The following is a 19,520-nucleotide window of genomic DNA, read 5'->3' as shown; positions in this document are numbered from 1 at the left end:
GAACGACCTCATTGCGACTGGAGCGGCAGCATGTCGCTGATCACCTTCGCCTATCTCATCGGCGGCCTGGTGCTGCTCGTCGTCGGCGCCGAAGCCCTGGTCCGCGGCGCCGCCCGGCTGGCCAGCCGCTTTGGCATTCCACCGCTGATCATCGGCCTGACCGTCGTCGCCTTCGGCACCAGCGCACCGGAAACGGCGGTCAGCGTGCAGGCCTCCCTGGGCGGCAGCGGCGACATCGCGGTGGGCAACGTGATCGGCAGCAATATCGCCAACATCCTGTTGATCCTCGGCCTCTCGGCGCTCATCGCACCGCTGCTGGTGTCTCGCCAGCTGATCCGCCTGGACGTGCCGGTGATGATCGGTGCCGGGCTGCTCTGCTACGCACTGGCCTGGAACGGCAGCATCAGTCGGCTGGATGGCGCCGTGCTGCTGGCCGCCCTGGTGGGCTATACGGTGTTTCTGGTCATCGCCAGTCAAAAGGAAAAAGCCGTGGCGGGGGTGGATGAGTTCGCCACCGAGTTCGGCCCCGGCGATAGCGACAAGCCCTTCGCCTGGGTGTGGCAGCTTCTACTGATCCTGCTCGGCCTCGGCCTGCTGGTCGGCGGTTCGAATCTACTCATCGAAGGGGCGGTCGATCTGGCGCGGGCGCTGGGCCTGTCGGAACTGATCATCGGCCTGACCGTGGTCGCGGTCGGAACCTCGATGCCGGAGCTAGCCACCTCGGTGCTCGCGGTAATCAAGGGCGAGCGCGACATCGCGGTGGGCAACGTGGTCGGCAGCTGCATATTCAACCTGTTGCTGGTGCTCGGCGCTGGCGCCGCGGTGTCGGCCGAGGGCCTGTCGATATCGCCGAACGCGCAATCGTTCGACTTCCCGGTGATGCTGGCGGTGTTCGTCGCCTGCCTGCCGATTTTCTTTTCCGGATATTGCATACGCCGCTGGGAAGGCCTGCTGTTCTTCGCCTATTACCTGGCCTACACCCTCTATCTGGTGATGTTCGCGACCGGCCTCGGCGCCATTGACCTGCTCCGCGATGCGATGCTCTGGTTCGCCTTCCCCTTGACGGCCGTGACGCTTTTGGTGATCTTCCTGCGCGCCTGGCAACGCCAGCGTTGATCCCCCGATTCTTCAGCCTCTTGCGGAGCCCTCTATCGTGACCCTGATGACCTTTGTCTACCTCATTGCCGGCCTGGTGCTGCTCGTTGCCGGCGCCGAGGTGCTGGTTCGCGGCGCCGCCAAGCTCGCCGCCCAGTTTGGCATTTCGCCGCTGGTCATCGGCCTGACCGTGGTCGCCTTCGGCACCAGCGCCCCGGAAACCGCGGTAAGTGTGCAGGCTTCGCTCAACGGCAGCGGCGATATCGCCATCGGCAACGTGGTCGGCAGCAATATCGCCAACGTGCTGCTGATCCTCGGCATGACCGCCCTGGTCGCCCCGCTGGTGGTGTCGCGCCAGCTGATCCGCCTCGACGTACCGATCATGATCGGCGCCAGCCTGGTCACCTTCGGCCTGGCCTGGGATGGCCAGCTCAGCCGTATCGACGGCGCCATCCTGTTCAGCGCCGTGGTGATCTACACCCTCTTTCTGGTCATCAGCAGTCGCCGCGAAAATGCAGCCGGTGCCGACGACGAGTTCGCCAAGGAGTTCGGCCTGGACGAGCCGGCCAAGCCTCATGCCGGCCTGATCAATGCCGGGCTGGTGCTTGGCGGATTGGTGCTGCTGGTTGTTGGGTCCAATTTTCTGGTCGAGGGCGCGGTGGCCCTGGCTCGCGCCCTCGGCCTGTCGGAACTGGTAATCGGCCTCACTGTGATCGCCATCGGCACCTCGCTGCCGGAGCTAGCCACCTCGATCATGGCAGCCTTCCGCGGCGAGCGTGACATCGCTGTGGGCAACATCGTCGGCAGCAACATCTTCAACCTGCTCTGCGTGCTCGGCCTGGCCTCGCTGGTTTCGCCGCAGGCGATCGGGGTGTCGTCGAACGCACTGGCCTTCGACTTCCCAGTGATGATCGCAGTCGCTGTGGCCTGCCTACCGATCTTCTTCGCCGGCTACTGCATCAAGCGCTGGGAAGGCGCGCTGTTTCTGGCCTACTACGTGGCGTACACGCTGTACCTGGTGCTGACCAGCACCGGTCGGCCATTCGCCGAAACCTTTGGTGATGCGATGATCGGCTATGCCCTGCCGTTGACCGCCATCACCCTGCTGGTCATCGCGGGCCGCGCCTGGAAAACCCAGCGCTAAGCGGCGAGGCGACGGGCGCGCAGATCCGCGCGCTCATCGCTCAGCCTTCACGCTGCTGCGGGCGCGGCAGCTCGAAGACCTGCGCCGATTCTTCCTCGTCCCCCATCCGACTCAGCGTTCCATCGACCACCGCGCCATTTTCCATGCTCAACTGGCGATAGCGAATGTTGCCCTGCACCCGGGCGTTGGAGTGCAGTTCAAGTAGATGCTCCACGGTCAGATCGCCGACGATGGTACCGTCGATCAACGCATCATGGCTGCTGACATTACCCTCGATCCGCCCTTCGGCACTGAGCGCGAGCAGACTGTGCGAGCCCGGCTTGTGACGGACATTGCCGCGCACTTCGCCACTCACCTTCAGGCCGTCTTCGAACGTCACGTCCCCCGCCACTGTCAGGTTGCCGGAGATCAGGCTGGAAAACTGGTCGATGGTGACGCGAGCCACCGGTTTCTTCTTGCTGAACATCGCTTGCTCCAAAGGGTTAACGAGCCTTTTTCTGCTGCCGGAAGAAGGCCAGCTCGGTGTGCAGGCGCTCGACCTGCGCTGACAGCGTGGCAATACGCTTTAGCAACTGCTCTTCGGTGGCCTGGGTTTCCTGGCGCTGCAGCCGGCTGCGCTCGAGCGCAGCGTTGAGCGCTTCGCTCTGCCCCCGCAATTCAGCGATTCGCTGTGCATGGACCGCGTGCTCGTGGCCACGCAGATAAACCAGGGCACCGATCACGCATAGCAGTGCGAGCATGCACCAGCGACCGACGCCGCCGGCCGCCGCAGCCCGTGGCCGGTGCTCGGCGCGGACCAGCTCGCGAGTCGTGGGTCGTCTAGTCGTCAGCCAGACCATCGCCGACGCGCTCCAGATCGTTCAAGGCCAGGAAGCGTTGCGGGTCGACGAAGCGCCCCTTGTGCAGCACTTCGAAATGCAGGTGCGGGCCGGTGGAGCGGCCGGTGGAGCCGACCGCTCCGATGCGTTGCGCCGGGGTGACCACCTCGCCTTGTTGCACATCGAGCCGCGACAGATGCGCATAGCGACTTACCAAGCGGTTGCCATGATCGATTTCCACCAGCTTGCCGTAGGCGCCGCGGTAACCCGCGAAGCGCACCCGGCCGCCTGCCGCCGCGACGACATCGGAACCGGACTTCAGGGCGAAGTCCACACCGGAATGGAACGCCAGCGTCTTGCGGAAGGGATCGATGCGATTGCCGAAGGCGGAGCCCAGGCGAGCTTCGCCTACCGGACGGCGAGAGGGAATGGCCATCAACGCGGCGTTGCGCTCGGCCGCACGCTGCAACAGCGCATCGAGCATGATCCGCATGCAGCGCGCCGAGGCCTCAGTGTGCGCCAAGTCGGTCAGCGTCACGCCGGGAAGCTCTTGCATGGTTGCCGAGCAGCCGAGCGGGGGAAGCAACATACCACCCTGCCCTGTATTGCGCGGTTGCTTCTCGCGTTCCGGCACAAGCACCGGTAGCAGTGCAGGATCGAGCGCAGACAGCTGGGCCTGCAGCGCGCGCTGCTCGTCCATCAATCGCTGTAGGGCAAGCAGATCGGACTCCAGCGACTTCAGCCGCCCGACGACCTCACCGACGCGGGCAATGGCGAACTGTCCTTCGTTGCCAAGCACAGCTTCATCCGCCACCTGCACGGCTGGTTGTGCCCTCAGCTCGAGTCCTACCCAGACGCCACTGGCGAATCCACCAGCACTCAGAGTCAGCAACAATGCGAGCCCAGGGGTCAGTAGTCGGCGTGGACTGACAATACGTATACCGTCCCGCGTCAACGAGCGGTTCGAAGGTTTGAAGAAGGACATGGCAGTTTCCGAAGCGCTGAACGGCCCCTGTCAGGCAAGCCGTTGATCGATCGGGACAATTTGACGCAAACGGGCTTTTTTTTCTGAGGCCTGATGACCGATTACGGCGTTCACTGCGCCAGCCACACGCGAAAAGCCGATATCCGTCACATTAGCGACGGACGGCAGCACCGTGGTGCAGGACGTCCGGCGCCATGCTAGATCCAGCCCAGCCAGCGCAGCAGAAACAGCCCGAGGTTGATGCTCAGGGCCGCCATCAACGTGGTGATGACGATGATGGCCGCCGCCAGCTGATGATTGGAATTGACCGCGCGCGCCATGACGAAGCTCGCGGCAGCGGTCGGGCTGGCGAAATAGAGAAACAGAATGCCCAGCTCGGCCCCGCGAAAGCCGAAGGCCCAGGCGCCGAGTGTCGCGACCGCCGGCAGCCAGACCATCTTCATCAGGCTCGAACTCAGCGCGCTGCCGCTGCTCTGGCGCAACACGTCCAGGGTCAGCGTCGCGCCGATGCAGATCAAAGCAAGCGGGAGCGTCATCTGCGCGAAGTATTGCCCGGACGTCATCAGCCAGCCCGGCAACGCGACCTGCCAGTAGGCGAACGGTACCGCGGCCAGGACACCTATGATCAGGGGATTACGCAGGATGCTGAGCAGGATGTCCCTTGCTCCGACCCGCCCGCCCGGACTGTAGATGGCCAGCACCACCGCCGACAGGCTGTTGTAGACGAGGATCACCACTCCGGCCAGCACGCCGCCGAGGGAGAGCCCGTAGTCTCCGTACAGGCTGCTGGCTAGCGCGAGCCCGACGATTCCATTGTTACCGCGGAACGCGCCCTGCACGTATACACCCCGGTCGGCTGCCGGGCAGCGCCAGAGGGCCCAGCTCCAGGCCAGGCCGAAGGTGACGATCGTGGCCCCGACGAAATAGAGCAGCAGTGCGGGCTGCAGCGCCGCGTTCAGATCGGCCTTGATAATCGAGATGAACAGCAGCGTCGGCATGGTGCCCCTGAACACCAGTGCCGAGGCGGTATGCACGAAAGCTGCGTCGATCCAGCCCAGGCGATTGAGCGCAACGCCGAGAAAGAGCATCGCGAACACCGGAGCGGTGACGCTCAGGGTCTGCAGAATGAGGGGGAGCATGAAGGCGCCTGCAACAACGAAAGCGCAAGCATAAAGCAAGCACACCGCGAGGGCTCGACCGGCGTATCCCCCAAGCCTCTACCAACGGCCGGGCGGCCACGCCCGGCTCGCGCTATCGGCTCCGGCTCAGCGCCGAACCGGTCTTTTCTGCAGTTTGCGCTGCAGGGTCCGACGGTGCATGCCCAGCGCACGCGCGGTCGCGGAGATGTTGCCGTCGTGCTCACTGAGTACGCGCTGAATGTGCTCCCATTGCAGGCGGTCGACCGACATGGGGTTTTCCGGAACCAGGCTGTCCAGGTCGGCATGCTGGGAAAGCAGCGCGGCCAGCACATCGTCTGCGTCGGCTGGCTTGCACAGGTAGTTGCAGGCGCCGCGCTTGATCGCCTCCACCGCGGTGGCGATGCTGGAGTAGCCGGTAAGAATCAGCACACGCATTTCCGGGTCCAGCTCGAGCAGCTTGGGTAGCAGCACCAGGCCGGAATCGCCCTCCATTTTCAGGTCGAGCACCGCATAGTCGGGGATGTCCTGCTTGGCCAGGGCCAGCCCTTCCTCGGCCGAACCGGCGATGCTGACCTGCAGTCCGCGGCGGCTCATGGCGCGAGCCATTACCCGGGTGAAGGTGGGGTCGTCATCCACCAACAGCAGATGAGGTTGTTCTTCGCCCTCTTGCTGCAATTCGTCGGTCATCTGTGCATTTCCTCGCATTGGACACGATCAGGATCAGGCGCGCACCGAACCATGCGGCAGGCGCAACTCGGTCAGTGTGCCACCTTCTTCGTGATTGTAGAGCTTCACTGTGCCGCCAGCGCGCGTCACGCTGGCCTGACTGAGAAACAGGCCTAGGCCGAAGCCCTTGCCCTTGGTGGTGATGAACGGCCGCCCGATCTGTTCGGCGATGGCCAGGGGAACGCCTGCGCCATGGTCGCGGATGGTCAGCTTGATCCACTGCGCGTCCCAGTCCAGGCGGATATCCAGGTCCTCGGGGCTGGCGTCGGTGGCATTGTTCAACAGGTTGAGCAACGACTGACTGAGGTCTGCCGGCGGCATCAGGCGTGGCGGGCTGCCCAGCCCCACGCACTGGAAACGATAGGTCGCCTCCGGGCGCATCAGGTGCCAGCGCTGCAGGACCGAATCGACCCATTCGCGCGCCGTCTGCTCGACGACTGCCTGACGACGGTCGGCCTCGGCTGCACGGACCAGCTGGCGCAGGCTTTCCTTACAGAGCTGAACCTGCGATTGCAGCAGGCCGAGGTCCTCGTTCAGCTGCGGATCCTTGTACTCCTGGCGCAACTCCTTGAGCAGCACGCTCATGGTCGCCAGCGGCGTGCCCAGCTCGTGGGCGGCACCGGCAGCCTGTGTCGCCACGGCCAGCAGCTGCTGGTCACGCATGCTCTCTTCGCGGCGCTGGGCTTGCTGCTGTTCCTGACGGCGCAGCTGCTCGGCCATGCGCGCGACGAAGAAGGTGATCAGCGCCGCTGCCAGGGCGAAGCTCAGCCACATGCCGTAGACCTGCAGTGTGGCGCGCTCGAACGGCGGCAGCGCCAGCGGGTCGTACCAGACCAGCATCAGCGTGTAGCCCAATAGCGCGAGGCCGGAGAGCACGATGGAATAGAGCCAGGGCAGCGTGGCGGCGGCGATGGTCAGCGGGACCAGGTAATAGGAGACGAAGGGGTTGGTCGAGCCACCGGAGTAGTACAGCAGGGCGCTGTGAATCAGCAGGTCGCAGCCCAGATGCACCGCATACTCGAGCTCGGTGACCGGCCAGGGGCCGCGCAGTCGCAGCGCCGTGCCCAGGCAGAGCACGGCCGAAACGGCAAGCGTGATCCCCAGGGCCAGCCAAGGCAGGCTCAGCAGCTGAGTGGCATAAGCGACGCCGACCGCACCGGATTGTGCAGCCAGTACGACGATGCGGATAAGGGTAAGAAGCCGAAGATTCTGCCGGCTGGCCGACAGCAGCGGGACGGATGCGTACATGGGCTCTCCAACGATTCGGCGGAGTATAACCAAGGCGCCTCCCGCCCAGCCGAAATGCGGCAACGCGCCGCATGGACGGCTGCACGCTTTCGCCAGCGCAGGTAGAGTCGACGCTATCGCACCGTTCGGGTGCTCCAGCGAGGAACCGTCATGTCCCATTACTCACTGCGCAGTGCCGCACTGCTGGCGCTGGTCGCAAGCTTTACCAGCCTGAACGCCACGGCCGACGAGCCGCGCTACAACCAGGTTGCCCTGCGCGCAGAGGTCAGCAGCGAAGTCGCTCATGACCGCATGCACGTCACGCTGTACAGCGAGGCACAGCACAGCGATCCCGCCCAGCTCGCGGCACAGACGACCCGCACACTGAACCAGGCCATACAGACGGCTCGCCAGAACAAAGATGTGATCGTCAGCCAGGGCAGTCGCAACAGCTATCCGGTCTATGACGACAAGGGGCAGCAGATCACCGGCTGGCGCGAGCGTGCGGAGATTCGCCTGGAAAGCGGCGATTTCGCCAGCCTGTCGAAGCTGACCGCCGAATTGATGAAGAATCTGAAGATGGGCGGCATGCATTTCAGCGTGTCGGATCCGATCCGCAAGCAGAACGAAGATGCCCTGCTCAAGGACGCCGTAGCGGCTTTCCAGGCTCGCGCCCAGCTCGCCACCGAAGCGCTCGGCGGCAGCGGTTACAAGCTGGTGAGCCTGAACCTCAACGGCGGCGGATTCCAGCCGGTCATGCGGAGCAGCGCGATGAAGATGGACATGATGGAGTCGGCTCCAGTACCAGAGATCGAAGCCGGCACTCGTCAGGTCACGATCAACGCCGACGGCGTCATCGAAGTTCAGATGCCGTGACCGAAACTGACCACTCGGACCACTTTTTAATATCTGCTTACAAATGGCCAGCCCGCGCCATGCAAGGGCTGGCGACCGATTCGAAACCACAAATGAGAAACCAATGCAGTAAAGCGTAAATTCTCGTTTACGAATGATTATCATGCGGGCGCCAACGAGACGGCTACAAGGAGCCCGTATGTCTATCCCCTTCGCACGTACCGCCCTGTCCTGCGCCCTGATCGGCTGCAGCTGGACGGCCCTGGCCCAGAACGCGCCCGTCACGCTCAACGACACGGTCGTCAGTGCCGCAGGCTTCGAACAGAAGATCACCGAAGCGCCGGCCAGCATCAGCGTCATCAGCCGTGAAGATCTGCAGCAGAAGCGCTACAACAACCTGGCGCAGGCCTTGGGCGACGTGGAAGGCATAGATATCGGCCAGAGCACCGGCAAAACCGGCGGGCTGAACATCAGCATTCGCGGCATGCCCAGCCAGTACACGCTGATCCTCATCGACGGCCGCCGGCAGAACGCCGCAGGCAATGTCACGCCGAACGGTTTCAACGAAACCTCCACCAGCTTCATGCCGCCGCTGTCCGCCATCGAACGCATCGAGGTGATTCGAGGGCCGATGTCGACGCTTTACGGCTCCGATGCCATGGGCGGGGTGATCAACATCATCACGCGCAAGGTGGGCAAGGAGTGGACCGGCTCGCTGACCCAGGATTACACCTATCAACAAGACCGCGACTTCGGCGACACCCGCAACACCAGCGTCTACGCCAGCGGCCCACTGATCGACGGCCTGCTCGGCCTGCAAGTCCGCGGCAGCCTGTTCGACCGCCAGGAGTCGGATCTGACCTATGGCAACGGTGTCGAGGTGAGCAAACGCGGCCCTTCTCCGGTCGACGGCCGCACCCATAATCTCGGAGCGCGCCTGACGCTCACGCCGCACGATGACCATGACCTGTCCCTGGATGTCGAACGTGGGCGCCAGGTGTACAACAACGATGAGTGTCAGCTTGGCACCCTCGATGGTCTGAACAGGGCTTGTACCGCACCGGCTACCGCCGCGAACGGCTATGACGACGAACTTCGCTTCGAGCGCGAGCAGATCGCCCTGACCCACACCGGTCGCCTCGGTTTCGGCACGCTGGATTCCAGCCTGATGCACAACACCACCGAAACCATCGGCCGGACGATCCCCGGCACCATCGGCGCGCCCACCGCAGTACCCGGCGCGACCGGGGGCGATCCGCGCGAGCTGGAAACCACCAACCTGGTCTTCGACACCAAGCTGGTCGCGCCAATCGGCGAATCGCACATCGCCACCGTCGGTGGTCAGTGGTGGAAGGCGGAAATGACCGACGGCATCGCCCAGACCGAGTTCGAGCAGAAGACGTGGGCCCTGTTTGCCGAGGACGAGTGGCGCCTGCGCGATGATCTGGCACTGACCCTCGGCGCCCGCTATGACGACCACGAGTCCTTTGGCGGACATGTCAGTCCGCGCGCCTATCTAGTCTGGAACACCACTGACAGCTGGACCCTCAAGGGCGGCATCAGCAAAGGCTACAAGACGCCGGACCTGAACGACCTGCATGGCGGCATCAACGGTGTAACCGGCCAGGGCACCATCATCACCATCGGCAACCCCGACCTGGACCCCGAAACCACCACCAGCACCGAGTTCGGCGCCTATTTCGACAGCCTGACCGGCTTCAGCGCCAACGCCACGCTGTTCCATAACAAGTTCAAGGACAAGATCGCCAGCGGCGACCCGATCGTCAGTCCGTTGTGCGCAGGCAACACCAACGGCACCTGCTCGCAGCAGATCAATGTCGACGAAGCGGTGACCCGTGGCCTGGAGCTGGCCGGCAGCTGGCAGTTCGCGCCAGCCTGGAAGCTGAGCGCCAACTACACCTACACCGACAGCGAGCAGAAGAGCGGCGATAACAAGGGAGAGCCGCTGACCAACACGCCAGAGCACCTGGCCAACGCCAAACTCGACTGGCAGACCACCGACCGCCTGGGCCTGTGGCTGAAGAGCGAATATCGCGGCGAGCGCGCGCGCTTCACCTCCAGCTACGAGAACCTCGCTAACGCCAACGGCAGCTATTCCACCAGTCAGTCGATCTACGACACGCTGGGCAAGAACGCCAAGGCCTACACCCTGTTTCACCTGGGCGGGTCGTATCGGGCTACGGAGAACCTGACGCTCAACGCAACGATCTACAACCTCTTCGACAAGGACTTCGTCGACGGCAAGGCCTACACCACCTACTCCAACAGCGGAAGCGCAAACGGCACGGCCTACGGCACCGACTACAGTCACTCAGGCGCAGCCACCACCGGCCTCGTGGAAGAGGGCCGCCGCCTCTGGCTGTCAGCCAACCTGACCTTCTGACCTGAAGGCGATACGACGAGCCGGGATCATCCCGGCTCTGTTGTTTCTCGTCCCACCGGAACGGAAAAGACGCGAATGTATGCTGTTTGTAAATCTTTAGCATTACCGCGTCAGTCGCCCTAGAATTCGCACGTTCCCGCACGACAAGGCCCCCCATGTATTTCTGGCTCGGCACCCTACGCCAATGGCACTGGATCAGCTCCGCGCTATGCCTGGTTGGCATGCTGCTGTTCGCGGTCACCGGCATCACGCTGAATCACGCCGGGCAGATAGAGAGCAAACCGCAGGTGCAAAGCCGCGCTGCGCAGCTTCCTGCCCCTCTGCTCGCCACCCTGCAGGCCGAAGTGCCTGAGTCGGGCCTTCCCACCGAACTGCGCGAGTGGCTGGAGCAGACCCTGGAAATCCGCCTGACCGGACGTGAAGCCGAATGGAGCGATGGCGAACTCTACGTCGCCCTGCCCCGCCCCGGCGGAGATGCCTGGCTGAGCCTGAGTAGCGAAACCGGCGAACTCGAGTACGAGTCGACCGACCGCGGCTGGATCGCCTACTTCAACGACCTGCACAAGGGCCGTCACAGCGGCGAAGCCTGGAGCTGGTTCATCGACCTCTTCGCCGTTGCCTGTGTGGTGTTCAGCCTCACCGGCCTGCTGCTCCTGCAACGCCACGCCGGCAACCGCCCCAGCACCTGGCCCCTGGTTGGCCTGGGGCTGGTGATTCCACTGCTGCTGGCGCTGCTCTTCATTCATTAAGGAACGCTCATGCGTAAACGCCTGTTGTTGCCCCTCGCCCTGCTCAGTGCTCCGCTGTATGCGGCGGACCTGCAGCTGGATGTGGAAATCCCCCGTCTGGATGTCGCCGAGTATCACCGCCCGTATGTCGCCATCTGGCTGGAGCGCCCGGACCAGAGCCACGTCGCCAACCTGGCGGTGTGGTACGACACCAAGCTCAAGGACAAGGAAGGCGAGAAATGGCTCAAGGACCTGCGCCAGTGGTGGCGCCGTAGCGGCCGCAGCCTGGAAATGCCGGTCGATGGCGTCAGCGGTGCGACCCGTGCCGTGGGAAGTCACAGCCTGCAGTTCTCTGACCAGCAGGCGCCGTTCAAGACGCTGGAAGCGGGCGAGTACCGCGTGGTGGTCGAAGCCGCTCGAGAAGTCGGCGGCCGCGAGCTGCTGCGCGTTCCATTCAACTGGCCACCACAGCAGAACGCCGAACACCAAGCCCAGGGCAAGAGCGAGCTGGGCGCCATCACCCTCAAGCTGACCCCATGAACAGGAAGCACGCCATGAAACCCGTCATCAAATGGACCACCCTGGCGCTCGCCGTCTGCCTGCCGCTGTCGGCCCAGGCACACCGCGCCTGGATGCTGCCGTCGGCTACCGTGCTCTCCGGCGAAGAGCCTTGGATCACCGTCGACGCTGCCGTTTCCAACGATCTGTTCTACTTCGAACACGTACCGATGCGCCTCAAGGGCATCGGCGAGGCAGCCCAGGCGCCGGCAGGCGGCCCGCCGGGCATGCGCCGGCCGGTGCCGGAACTGCAGATCATTGCGCCGGATGGTTCCAAGGTCGCGGCACAGAACGGCGCCATCGGCCGCTACCGCAGCACCTTCGATGTGCAGCTGAGCCAGAAGGGCACCTACAAGCTGGCCGTGGCCAACAATGGCCTGTTCGCCAGCTGGAAGGAAAACGGCCAGCCGCGCCGCTGGATGGGCACCGCGGAAAGCTTCGCGAAGGACGTCCCGGCGAAGGCCGAAGGGCTCAAGGTCAGCCAGACCAGCAACCGCATGGAAGTGTTCGTCACCTCCGGTGCGCCTTCCACCGACGCGCTCTCCCCGACCGGCCAGGGCCTGGAGCTCAAGCCCGTCACCCACCCCAACGACCTGTTCGCTGGCGAAGCCGCCGAGTTCGTCTTTCTGCTCGATGGCAAGCCGGCCGCCGATGTCGAGATCAGCGTGATTCCGGGCGGCAACCGCTATCGCGACGAGCTCGGCGAGATAAAGGCGAAAACCGACAAGGACGGCAAGGTCAGCATCACCTGGCCAGAAGCGGGCATGTACTGGATGGAAGCCGAGCTGACCACCGACAAGGGCGTCAGCAAGCCGGCTACCGAGCGCCGCGCCAGCTACAGCGCAACCCTGGAAGTGCTGGCGCCCTGACGCGCCGAAAGGCCCGAGCCGTGATGACGGCTCGGGCCTGCCTTATCCCCCTCATCGATGAGCCTTCCGTTGCACTCATCCTTCTTATCCCTCGTGCGCGCCTGGCCGCTGTACAGCTGTATCGTCGTCGCGAGCGGCCTGCTCTGGTGGCAACCGGCGCGGGAGGTCAGCGCGGCAGTGGTGATCGCGCTGTATCTCGCGCTTTCGCTGCACTGCTGGCGTGGGCGGCTGCGCCCGCGAGTGGCGGTAGATGGCCCGGCACAGCTGCTGGTCGCCTACGCCAGCCAGGGCGGCCAGGCACAGGGCTTCGCCGAACGCAGCGCAGAACAGCTGCGCGACGCAGGCGTGCAGACGCTGCTGCTGCCACTCAATGCGCTGGACCCGAATGATTGGCCGGCCCCGCGCGTCCTGTTCGTCGTCAGCACCTATGGCGAAGGCGAGGCGCCGGACAATGCGGCCCGCTTCGAGCAGCGGCTCGCTGCCGCTGGCATTCATGCGCGATCGCTGGAATATGCCGTACTGGCCCTCGGTGATCGCCAGTACCGGGATTTCTGTGCCTTCGGCCGCCGTCTCGACGAGCGTCTGCGCCAGCTGGGGGGCTTGCCGTTGTTCGACCGGCTGGAAGCCGAGCGCGGTGATCCTGGTATGCTGCGTCACTGGCAACATCAACTGGCCCACCTGAGCGGCGACAGCAATTTCAGCGACTGGCTGCCGGTGCCCTATCAATCGTGGCGCCTGAGCGGCCGGCAATGCCTCAACCCCGGCAGCTCCGGTGCGCCGGTACAACTGCTGACCCTTGCGCCGCCGAGCGAGCAGGCATCATGGCGCGCCGGCGATATCGTCGAGGTCGGCCCGCGCCACGCGCCCGCCCGCATTGAAGCCTTGCTGCACGATTCAGGCCTCGATCCGCACGAGTTTTTCGATGGCCAGAGCCTGGCCGCGCAGCTGTCCAAAAGGCGCCTGCCCACCACTGGCGACCTGCACGGCCTCGACACCGAGGCGTTGCTGGCCCTGCCGCTGTTGCCGCATCGCGAATACTCGATCGCCTCGATACCTGCGGACGGCGCCGTGCAACTGGTGGTGCGTGAAGCCTCCCACGCCGATGGCACGCCCGGGCTCGGTTCCGGCTGGTTATGCCGCTACGCGGCCATTGGCGAAGAGATCGATCTGCGCATCCGCAGCAACCCGGCATTCCACGGCCCGGACGCCGCCACGCCACTCATCCTGATCGGCAACGGCACGGGCATCGCCGGACTGCGTGCGCACTTGCGCGAACGTGCCGCACATCCGGGCTCGCGCAACTGGCTGCTGTTCGGCGAGCGCAACGCGGCGCATGACTATCTCTTCCAGGACGAATTAACGCAGTGGCATGAAAGCGGCCATCTGCAGCGGCTGGACCTGGCGTTCTCCCGCGACCAGCCGGAGAAGCGCTATGTGCAGCACGTCCTGCGGGATGGGGCCGACGACCTGCGCCACTGGGTCGATCAGGGCGCGGCGATCTATGTCTGTGGCAGCCTGGAAGGTATGGGCCAGGAAGTGCAGCAGATCCTGCTCGGCCTGCTCGGCCAGGCGCGACTGGAACAGCTGAGCGAACAGGGGCGCTATCGCCGCGACCTGTACTGACGCCCCTTAACGACAAAGGCCGCTTCGAAGAGCGGCCTTTGTCGTTTTCACAGCGGGATCAGAAGTGGAAATTGGTGCTCAGCAACGCCGTACGACCGGCTGCGACATGGGCGTAGTGGCTGCCGTAGACCTGATCGAAATAGCGCTTGTCGGTCAGGTTCTGCACGTTCAGCTGCAGGTCCAGGTTCTTGTTCACGCGATAGGCCGCCATCGCATCGTAGCGCCAGTACTCAGGCACCTCGATGTTGTTGGCCGCATCGCCGAAGCGGGAGTCGACGTAAGTCGCACCGCCACCGATGGTCAGGTCCTGGGTCAGGTTGTAGGTGTTCCAGAAGCTGAAGCTGTGCTTCGGCGTGCTCGGCACCTCGTTGCCGTCGTAAAGCCCTTCCACGTACACCGGCGCCGCGCGCGTACCGATGTTGGCGGCCCCGGACTTGACCAGCTCGGCGTCCAGATAGGTATAGCTGGCGAACACCTGCCAGTTACGGGTGATCTGGCCGGTGGCGCCCAGTTCCAGGCCGTCGACCTGGGTTTCACCGATGCTTTCCTGAAAACCGCTGGCGTTGGTCACACGCGCATTGGTCTTCTCGGTGCGGAACAGCGCGGCGGTCAAGCCCAGACGCTCATCGAAGAAGTCCCACTTGGTGCCGATCTCGTAGTTGCGATTGCGCTCCGGATCGAGAACCTCGTTGTTCACGCTGAGTGCATCGGAGCCTTCGCCACCAGTCTCGCCGGACGGATTGCTGGAGGTCGACCAGGCCGCATAGATGCTGCCATTGGGCAACGGATTGAAGACCAGACCCAGCTGATAGTTCCAGAAGTGGCTCTTGTTTTCCGGACGGGTTATCACACCAGCGGTGGATACGGCCTTCTGGCTCGTTTCGTAGTCGTCGTAGCGCAATCCCATATTCAGCGACCACTGCTCATTGAACTTAAGCGTATCGAAGACAAAGGCGGCCAGCGTTTCGGTGTCGGTATCGGTCGTCGCCGTGCTACGCGCAATGCTGCCTGTCCAGGCATCCTTGGGACTCGGGTTGTACAGGCTGGTGCAGTCGCCAGACGCCAGCGAGGCAGCCGAGCAACCCCGACCATCGACCCCTTGTGTCACGACGTATGGGCGGTTGTGCACGCCAACATCGCTGATTTCCACGCCTGTCACCAGGGTGTGCTCGATGCCGCCGGTATCGAAGCGCGCGGTCAGGTCAGTCTGGTTGACCCAGCTCTGGGTATTGGAATTGCGGCTCTTGGCTGCTCGCGAAACCAGCCCGTTGGGCACGTTGCCGCGCGAGTCGTCCGGGTTGGTGACGATGTAATCCAGTGTGGTACGGGCGATTCGCGTGGTGTTGGAGACGGTCAGGTTCTCGTTCAGGTCGTGCTCCAGGCGAATCGTGCCGGCATCCGTGGTGCTCTCGCGGAAGTCGCGGCTCTCCAGCCCGTAGAAGTTATCGCGATCCACGCTCACCGGCTCGCGGCGCGGATTGCTCGGTGTGGCCACAGTCAGCGGAATGCCGTAATCCGGCATGTCATCGGTTTCCAGATGGTAGTAGGACAGCGTCGCCCGGGTCGGCGTATCGAAGCCGAAGGTGATGGTCGGCGCCACGCCCCAGCGACTGACGTCAACGCCATCGCGGCCGGCGACGTTGGCTTCGTGCTTCATCAGGTTCAGGCGCCCGGCAACGTTGTGGCCCAGCACGCGGTTGACGTCCAGCGTGTAGCGGCGGGTCTGGTCCGAACCGAGGGTGACGCTGGCGTCGCCGAAGTCGTACTGCTTGGCGGTCTTGCTGATCAGATTCAGGCTGCCACCCGTGGAACCCGCGCCAGTGTAGGCCGACCCCGGCCCCTTGCTCACCTCGATGCTTTCGACGTTGAAGATCTCGCGGGTCTGCGAACCCACGTCGCGCAGGCCATCGATGAAGGTGTCGCTCTCGGCGTTGAAGCCGCGAATGATCGGCCGGTCGCCCGCCGGGTTACCGCCCTCGCCCGCACCGAAGGTGATGCCGGAGGTGGTGCGCAAGGCATCGACCAGCGTCAGCGAACCGGTGTCACGGATCACTTGGTCGGTGATCACGGTGACCGACTTGGGTGTCTCGCGCAGCGGCGCGGTGTACTTCTTCGAAGCGGAGGTATCGGCTTTGTAGCTTTGCTCCTGCTCACCGATCACGGTCACTTCGTCGAGCGCAACCGGCGCTTCGCCGCGCGCAGCGGTGATATCCGGCGCGGACTGGGCGATGGAGGGGGCGGAGAAAGCGGTTAGGGCAACACCAATAGCCGAAGCCAACACGCGAGGTGGCTGGGCCAGTTCTAGAGACTGACGCGACATGTAATGCGGATCCTTGGAAAGTTGATGCAACTGCGAATTGCTATTATTAGCAGGTAGCATTCTGATACATTCTGTCGCATCCTGAAACACCCAAATGCAAACTAATATCATTTGCCCTTTCCAACCCCTCCGGTGATCCATGCTGCTACGCATTGCCAATGTGTTTTCCCGAGAAGAAACCGACCGTATCCGCACCGCACTGGAACAGGCCGACTGGCGTGACGGCCGCGTCACCGCCGGCTACCAATCGGCCAGGGCGAAACACAACCTGCAGCTGGCGGAGGATGATCCACTGGCGCGCGAAATCGCCGAAGCCATGCTGCAGCGTCTCTGGCAACATCCGCAGTTCATGTCCGCCGCGCTGCCGAGCAAGGTCTTCCCGCCCCTGTTCAACTGCTACACGGCCGGTGGCGAGTTCGGCTATCACATCGACAATGCGGTGCGGCAGGTGCGCAACAGCGCCGAACGCGTGCGCACCGACCTGTCCGCCACGCTGTTCTTCAGCGATCCCGACGAATACGACGGCGGCGACCTGGTGATCCAGGACACCTATGGCACGCAGCGGGTGAAGTTCGCTGCCGGCGACATGGTGCTCTACCCCAGCACCAGCCTGCACAAGGTCGAGCCGGTGACCCGCGGGGCACGGCTGGCCTCGTTTTTCTGGATTCAGAGCCTGGTGCGCGAGGATGCCCAGCGCACGCTGCTCTACGAGATGGATCAGGCCATCCAGCAACTGACCGCCGATGTGCCGGACCACCCATCCCTGGTGCAACTGACCGGCACCTACCACAACCTGCTGCGCCGCTGGGTCGAGGTCTGATGCCCCACCTTCTGCGCCGCGAGGAAACCCTCGATACGACCCAGCTGGACGATCTCGCCGAGCAGCCGCAGCGTGCCGCGCGGCTGGTGCTGGCGGCTGCCGCGGCCGGCGAAGTCGAGGCCCAGGCGCTGCTCGGCCAGATCCTGCTGAAAGGCTACGGCATCCAGGCCGACCCGACGCTGGCCCTGACCTGGTTCGACATCGCCGCCGAACGCGGACATACCATGGCCTGCAACATGGCCGGACGCTGCCACGAGCACGGCTGGGGTTGCGCCGCCGACCCGGCGCGCGCCGCCGAGTACTACAGGCGCGCCGCCGACCTGGGCCTGGACTGGGGCATGTACAACCTGGCCAACCTGCTGGCCACCGGACGTGGCGTGGTGCAGGACCACACGACCGCCTACCGGCTCTATCGCCAGGCTGCCGAGCTTGGTCATGCCAAGTCGATGAACCTCACCGGCCGTTGCCTCGAAGACGGCTACGGCGTGGCTCGGGATCTGGCCGCGGCACATGCCTGGTATGCACGTTCGGCCGAAGCCGGCGACTTTCGTGGGCAGTTCAGCCATGCCGCCGTGCTGCTCGCCGAGCGGCAATGGGACGCCGCCCGGCATTGGCTGAGTCGCGCGCTGGAGCTCGGCCATCTGAAGTTCATCGAAACCGCGCTGGCCAGCCTGCAGGCCGCCGCGCTGCCGCCGATCGCCGATATCGTCGAGGCCTATGCGCAGCGACGCGACGAGCTACGCGCCGGACCACGGTGAACGAGCGCGGAAACGAAAACGCCCCGCATGGCGGGGCGTTCGTGCAGCGACTAAGGCTTAGATGTAGTAGGCCTTCAGCGGCGGGAATCCGTTGAATTCGACCGCGCTGTAGCTGGTGGTGTAGGCACCGGTGGACAGCCAGTACAGGCGGTCACCGATGGCCAGGTTCAGCGGCAGGCCGTACTTGTAGTTCTCGTACATGATGTCGGCGCTGTCGCAGGTCGGCCCGGCGATCACCACTTCCTCCACTTCGCCCTTCTTCTCGGCGTAGATCGGGAACTTGATGGACTCGTCCATGGTTTCGATCAGACCGCTGAATTTGCCCACGTCGACATAGACCCAGCGCTCGACCGCGGTACGCGACTTGCGCGCCACCAGCACCACTTCGCTGACCAGGATGCCAGCGTTGGCGATCAGCGAACGGCCCGGCTCAAGGATGAGTTCCGGCAGGTCGTCGCCGAAGTCTTCCTTGAGGAAGCGGATGATTTCCTCGGCGTAGGTTTCCAGGCTGTTGGTGCGGGTGATGTAGTTGGCCGGGAAGCCGCCACCCATGTTGATCATCTTCAGCTCGATGCCGTCCTCTTCCTTCAGGCGCTCGAAGATCACCTTGACCTTGGCGATAGCCGCGTCCCACACGGAGATGTCGCGCTGCTGCGAGCCGACATGGAAGGAAATGCCGTAAGGCACCAGGCCCAGCTGGCGAGCGAGGATCAGCAGGTCCATGGCCATGTCGGTCTGGCAGCCGAACTTGCGCGACAGCGGCCAGTCGGCCGTGGTCGAGCCTTCGGTGAGGATGCGTACGTAGACCTTCGAGCCCGGCGCGGCCTTGGCGATGTTGCGCAGGTCGGCTTCGGAGTCGGTGGCGAACATGCGCACGCCCTTCTCGAAGAAGTAGCGGATGTCCTTGGACTTCTTGATGGTGTTGCCGTAGCTGATGCGCTCCGGGCCGACGCCGCGGGACATGACCTTGTCCAGCTCGTAGATTGAGGCGATGTCGAAGCTCGAGCCCTTGTCACGCAGCAGGTCGATGATTTCCACCGCCGGGTTGGCCTTGACCGCGTAATACACCTTGGCGAATTCGAAACCGGCGCGCAGGTCGTCGTAGGCCTTGCTGATGGTTTCGGTGTCGATCACCACGAACGGGGTTTCGTGCTGGTCGGCGAAGGCCTTCATCTTCTGGAAGGTGGCGCGAGGGAAATAGTCTTCGATCTTGACCGTCATGCGTGGGACTCCAAATACGGGAAACAAAAGTCGGATGAGGGGTGGAGGGCATCAGCCCTGACAAGAACGCCTGATCAGTTTCCCCACTTTGGTTCGCCTACTTCCCAAGGCATGTCGCCGAGTATCACGATGGATCTCTCGTCGTCAGTACTTGAGCCGGATGGATCGTTGCCAGCATGGACGTTCGGGCGCGAACTTTAGGACCAAGGGGGGCATAGATCAATCAAAAA

18 protein-coding genes are annotated in these 19,520 nt (G+C 64.0%); 10 read left to right on the top strand and 8 right to left on the bottom strand.

From position 1 onward, the window contains the following. The first annotated feature begins 30 nt into the window (after window positions 1-30). Together OUY36_RS04825 and OUY36_RS04820 are read left to right on the top strand one after the other, a co-directional pair. On the top strand, window positions 31-1,116 hold the full coding sequence (locus OUY36_RS04825; RefSeq protein ID WP_063544369.1) for a calcium/sodium antiporter: 1,086 nt from the start codon (window positions 31-33) through the stop codon (window positions 1,114-1,116). A 37-nt stretch (window positions 1,117-1,153) separates the two neighbouring features. Further along, window positions 1,154-2,239, top strand: a complete 1,086-nt coding sequence (locus tag OUY36_RS04820) for a calcium/sodium antiporter (RefSeq protein WP_125868255.1) — start codon at window positions 1,154-1,156, stop codon at window positions 2,237-2,239. Window positions 2,240-2,279: 40 nt separating this feature from the next. Here the strand turns inward: OUY36_RS04820 and OUY36_RS04815 are convergent, their stop codons facing one another. The 6 genes from OUY36_RS04815 to OUY36_RS04790 form a co-directional block, all read right to left on the bottom strand. Further along, on the bottom strand, window positions 2,280-2,705 hold the full coding sequence (locus tag OUY36_RS04815) for a bactofilin family protein (RefSeq protein WP_063544365.1): 426 nt from the start codon (window positions 2,703-2,705) through the stop codon (window positions 2,280-2,282). A 16-nt stretch (window positions 2,706-2,721) separates the two neighbouring features. Continuing rightward, a complete protein-coding gene (locus OUY36_RS04810) occupies window positions 2,722-3,078 on the bottom strand; it encodes a hypothetical protein (protein WP_267936992.1) in 357 nt (118 codons plus the stop codon). Beyond that, window positions 3,059-4,042 (bottom strand): M23 family metallopeptidase, encoded by a 984-nt coding sequence (locus tag OUY36_RS04805; RefSeq protein WP_267936991.1) that lies wholly within the window; start codon window positions 4,040-4,042, stop codon window positions 3,059-3,061. Before OUY36_RS04805 ends, OUY36_RS04810 begins: the two co-directional genes overlap by 20 nt. A gap of 197 nt (window positions 4,043-4,239) precedes the next feature. Beyond that, window positions 4,240-5,181 (bottom strand): AEC family transporter, encoded by a 942-nt coding sequence (locus OUY36_RS04800; protein ID WP_063544359.1) that lies wholly within the window; start codon window positions 5,179-5,181, stop codon window positions 4,240-4,242. Between the two features lie 126 nt (window positions 5,182-5,307). Beyond that, window positions 5,308-5,868: a response regulator transcription factor gene (locus OUY36_RS04795; RefSeq protein ID WP_014821408.1), complete on the bottom strand. Its 561-nt coding sequence runs from the start codon at window positions 5,866-5,868 to the stop codon at window positions 5,308-5,310. A gap of 33 nt (window positions 5,869-5,901) precedes the next feature. Then, window positions 5,902-7,155, bottom strand: a complete 1,254-nt coding sequence (locus OUY36_RS04790; RefSeq protein ID WP_063544357.1) for an ATP-binding protein — start codon at window positions 7,153-7,155, stop codon at window positions 5,902-5,904. A gap of 150 nt (window positions 7,156-7,305) precedes the next feature. Here OUY36_RS04790 and OUY36_RS04785 point away from each other — a divergent pair, with 150 nt between their 5' ends. The 6 genes from OUY36_RS04785 to OUY36_RS04760 all read left to right on the top strand — a co-directional run bounded on the left by OUY36_RS04785 (window position 7,306) and on the right by OUY36_RS04760 (window position 14,171). Continuing rightward, the gene (locus OUY36_RS04785) at window positions 7,306-8,010 is read left to right on the top strand and encodes an SIMPL domain-containing protein (RefSeq protein WP_156244331.1); all 705 of its coding nucleotides are present in this window, start codon (window positions 7,306-7,308) and stop codon (window positions 8,008-8,010) included. Window positions 8,011-8,188: 178 nt separating this feature from the next. After that, window positions 8,189-10,393 carry a TonB-dependent receptor domain-containing protein gene (locus tag OUY36_RS04780; protein WP_267936989.1) on the top strand — a complete coding sequence of 735 codons (2,205 nt, stop codon included), beginning with the start codon at window positions 8,189-8,191 and terminating at the stop codon, window positions 10,391-10,393. A 155-nt stretch (window positions 10,394-10,548) separates the two neighbouring features. Continuing rightward, entirely contained in the window at window positions 10,549-11,142 is a 594-nt protein-coding gene (locus tag OUY36_RS04775) for a PepSY-associated TM helix domain-containing protein (protein WP_267936988.1), read from the top strand. A 9-nt stretch (window positions 11,143-11,151) separates the two neighbouring features. Then, window positions 11,152-11,661: a DUF2271 domain-containing protein gene (locus OUY36_RS04770; RefSeq protein WP_267936987.1), complete on the top strand. Its 510-nt coding sequence runs from the start codon at window positions 11,152-11,154 to the stop codon at window positions 11,659-11,661. Between the two features lie 14 nt (window positions 11,662-11,675). Further along, complete coding sequence (locus OUY36_RS04765) at window positions 11,676-12,548, top strand: DUF4198 domain-containing protein (RefSeq protein WP_267936985.1); 873 nt, start codon at window positions 11,676-11,678, stop codon at window positions 12,546-12,548. Window positions 12,549-12,617: 69 nt separating this feature from the next. Beyond that, window positions 12,618-14,171: a sulfite reductase subunit alpha gene (locus OUY36_RS04760; protein WP_267936983.1), complete on the top strand. Its 1,554-nt coding sequence runs from the start codon at window positions 12,618-12,620 to the stop codon at window positions 14,169-14,171. A 58-nt stretch (window positions 14,172-14,229) separates the two neighbouring features. On the opposite strand, the gene OUY36_RS04755 is transcribed toward OUY36_RS04760, so the two are convergent. Continuing rightward, on the bottom strand, window positions 14,230-16,491 hold the full coding sequence (locus OUY36_RS04755; RefSeq protein ID WP_267936981.1) for a TonB-dependent receptor: 2,262 nt from the start codon (window positions 16,489-16,491) through the stop codon (window positions 14,230-14,232). 139 nt (window positions 16,492-16,630) lie between these two features. Here OUY36_RS04755 and OUY36_RS04750 point away from each other — a divergent pair, with 139 nt between their 5' ends. Together OUY36_RS04750 and OUY36_RS04745 are read left to right on the top strand one after the other, a co-directional pair. Beyond that, the gene (locus OUY36_RS04750) at window positions 16,631-17,311 is read left to right on the top strand and encodes a Fe2+-dependent dioxygenase (protein ID WP_102840546.1); all 681 of its coding nucleotides are present in this window, start codon (window positions 16,631-16,633) and stop codon (window positions 17,309-17,311) included. Continuing rightward, window positions 17,311-18,069 (top strand): tetratricopeptide repeat protein, encoded by a 759-nt coding sequence (locus OUY36_RS04745; RefSeq protein WP_230725282.1) that lies wholly within the window; start codon window positions 17,311-17,313, stop codon window positions 18,067-18,069. Before OUY36_RS04750 ends, OUY36_RS04745 begins: the two co-directional genes overlap by 1 nt. A 57-nt stretch (window positions 18,070-18,126) precedes the next feature. Here OUY36_RS04745 and OUY36_RS04740 read toward each other — a convergent pair whose 3' ends face one another. Beyond that, window positions 18,127-19,290 (bottom strand): type III PLP-dependent enzyme, encoded by a 1,164-nt coding sequence (locus OUY36_RS04740; protein ID WP_267936979.1) that lies wholly within the window; start codon window positions 19,288-19,290, stop codon window positions 18,127-18,129. Between the last annotated feature and the right edge of the window lie 230 nt (window positions 19,291-19,520).

It is taken from the genome of Stutzerimonas sp. R40042 (assembly GCF_026642215.1).
Taxonomy (GTDB): Bacteria; Pseudomonadota; Gammaproteobacteria; order Pseudomonadales; family Pseudomonadaceae; genus Stutzerimonas; species Stutzerimonas frequens.
The sequence above is the reverse complement of the archived record's forward strand: the minus strand, read 5'-3'. Positions and strand labels throughout refer to the sequence as shown.

Bases quoted from the DNA above. Each gene is read 5' to 3' on its own strand.
- OUY36_RS04825 (WP_063544369.1), top strand. From the start codon at position 31: ATGTCGCTGATCACCTTCGCCTATCTCATCGGCGGCCTGGTGCTGCTC.
- OUY36_RS04815 (WP_063544365.1), bottom strand. From the start codon at position 2,705: ATGTTCAGCAAGAAGAAACCGGTGGCTCGCGTCACCATCGACCAGTTT.
- OUY36_RS04810 (WP_267936992.1), bottom strand. From the start codon at position 3,078: ATGGTCTGGCTGACGACTAGACGACCCACGACTCGCGAGCTGGTCCGC.
- OUY36_RS04805 (WP_267936991.1), bottom strand. From the start codon at position 4,042: ATGTCCTTCTTCAAACCTTCGAACCGCTCGTTGACGCGGGACGGTATA.
- OUY36_RS04800 (WP_063544359.1), bottom strand. From the start codon at position 5,181: ATGCTCCCCCTCATTCTGCAGACCCTGAGCGTCACCGCTCCGGTGTTC.
- OUY36_RS04795 (WP_014821408.1), bottom strand. From the start codon at position 5,868: ATGACCGACGAATTGCAGCAAGAGGGCGAAGAACAACCTCATCTGCTG.
- OUY36_RS04790 (WP_063544357.1), bottom strand. From the start codon at position 7,155: ATGTACGCATCCGTCCCGCTGCTGTCGGCCAGCCGGCAGAATCTTCGG.
- OUY36_RS04785 (WP_156244331.1), top strand. From the start codon at position 7,306: ATGTCCCATTACTCACTGCGCAGTGCCGCACTGCTGGCGCTGGTCGCA.
- OUY36_RS04780 (WP_267936989.1), top strand. From the start codon at position 8,189: ATGTCTATCCCCTTCGCACGTACCGCCCTGTCCTGCGCCCTGATCGGC.
- OUY36_RS04775 (WP_267936988.1), top strand. From the start codon at position 10,549: ATGTATTTCTGGCTCGGCACCCTACGCCAATGGCACTGGATCAGCTCC.
- OUY36_RS04770 (WP_267936987.1), top strand. From the start codon at position 11,152: ATGCGTAAACGCCTGTTGTTGCCCCTCGCCCTGCTCAGTGCTCCGCTG.
- OUY36_RS04765 (WP_267936985.1), top strand. From the start codon at position 11,676: ATGAAACCCGTCATCAAATGGACCACCCTGGCGCTCGCCGTCTGCCTG.
- OUY36_RS04755 (WP_267936981.1), bottom strand. From the start codon at position 16,491: ATGTCGCGTCAGTCTCTAGAACTGGCCCAGCCACCTCGCGTGTTGGCT.
- OUY36_RS04750 (WP_102840546.1), top strand. From the start codon at position 16,631: ATGCTGCTACGCATTGCCAATGTGTTTTCCCGAGAAGAAACCGACCGT.
- OUY36_RS04745 (WP_230725282.1), top strand. From the start codon at position 17,311: ATGCCCCACCTTCTGCGCCGCGAGGAAACCCTCGATACGACCCAGCTG.
- OUY36_RS04740 (WP_267936979.1), bottom strand. From the start codon at position 19,290: ATGACGGTCAAGATCGAAGACTATTTCCCTCGCGCCACCTTCCAGAAG.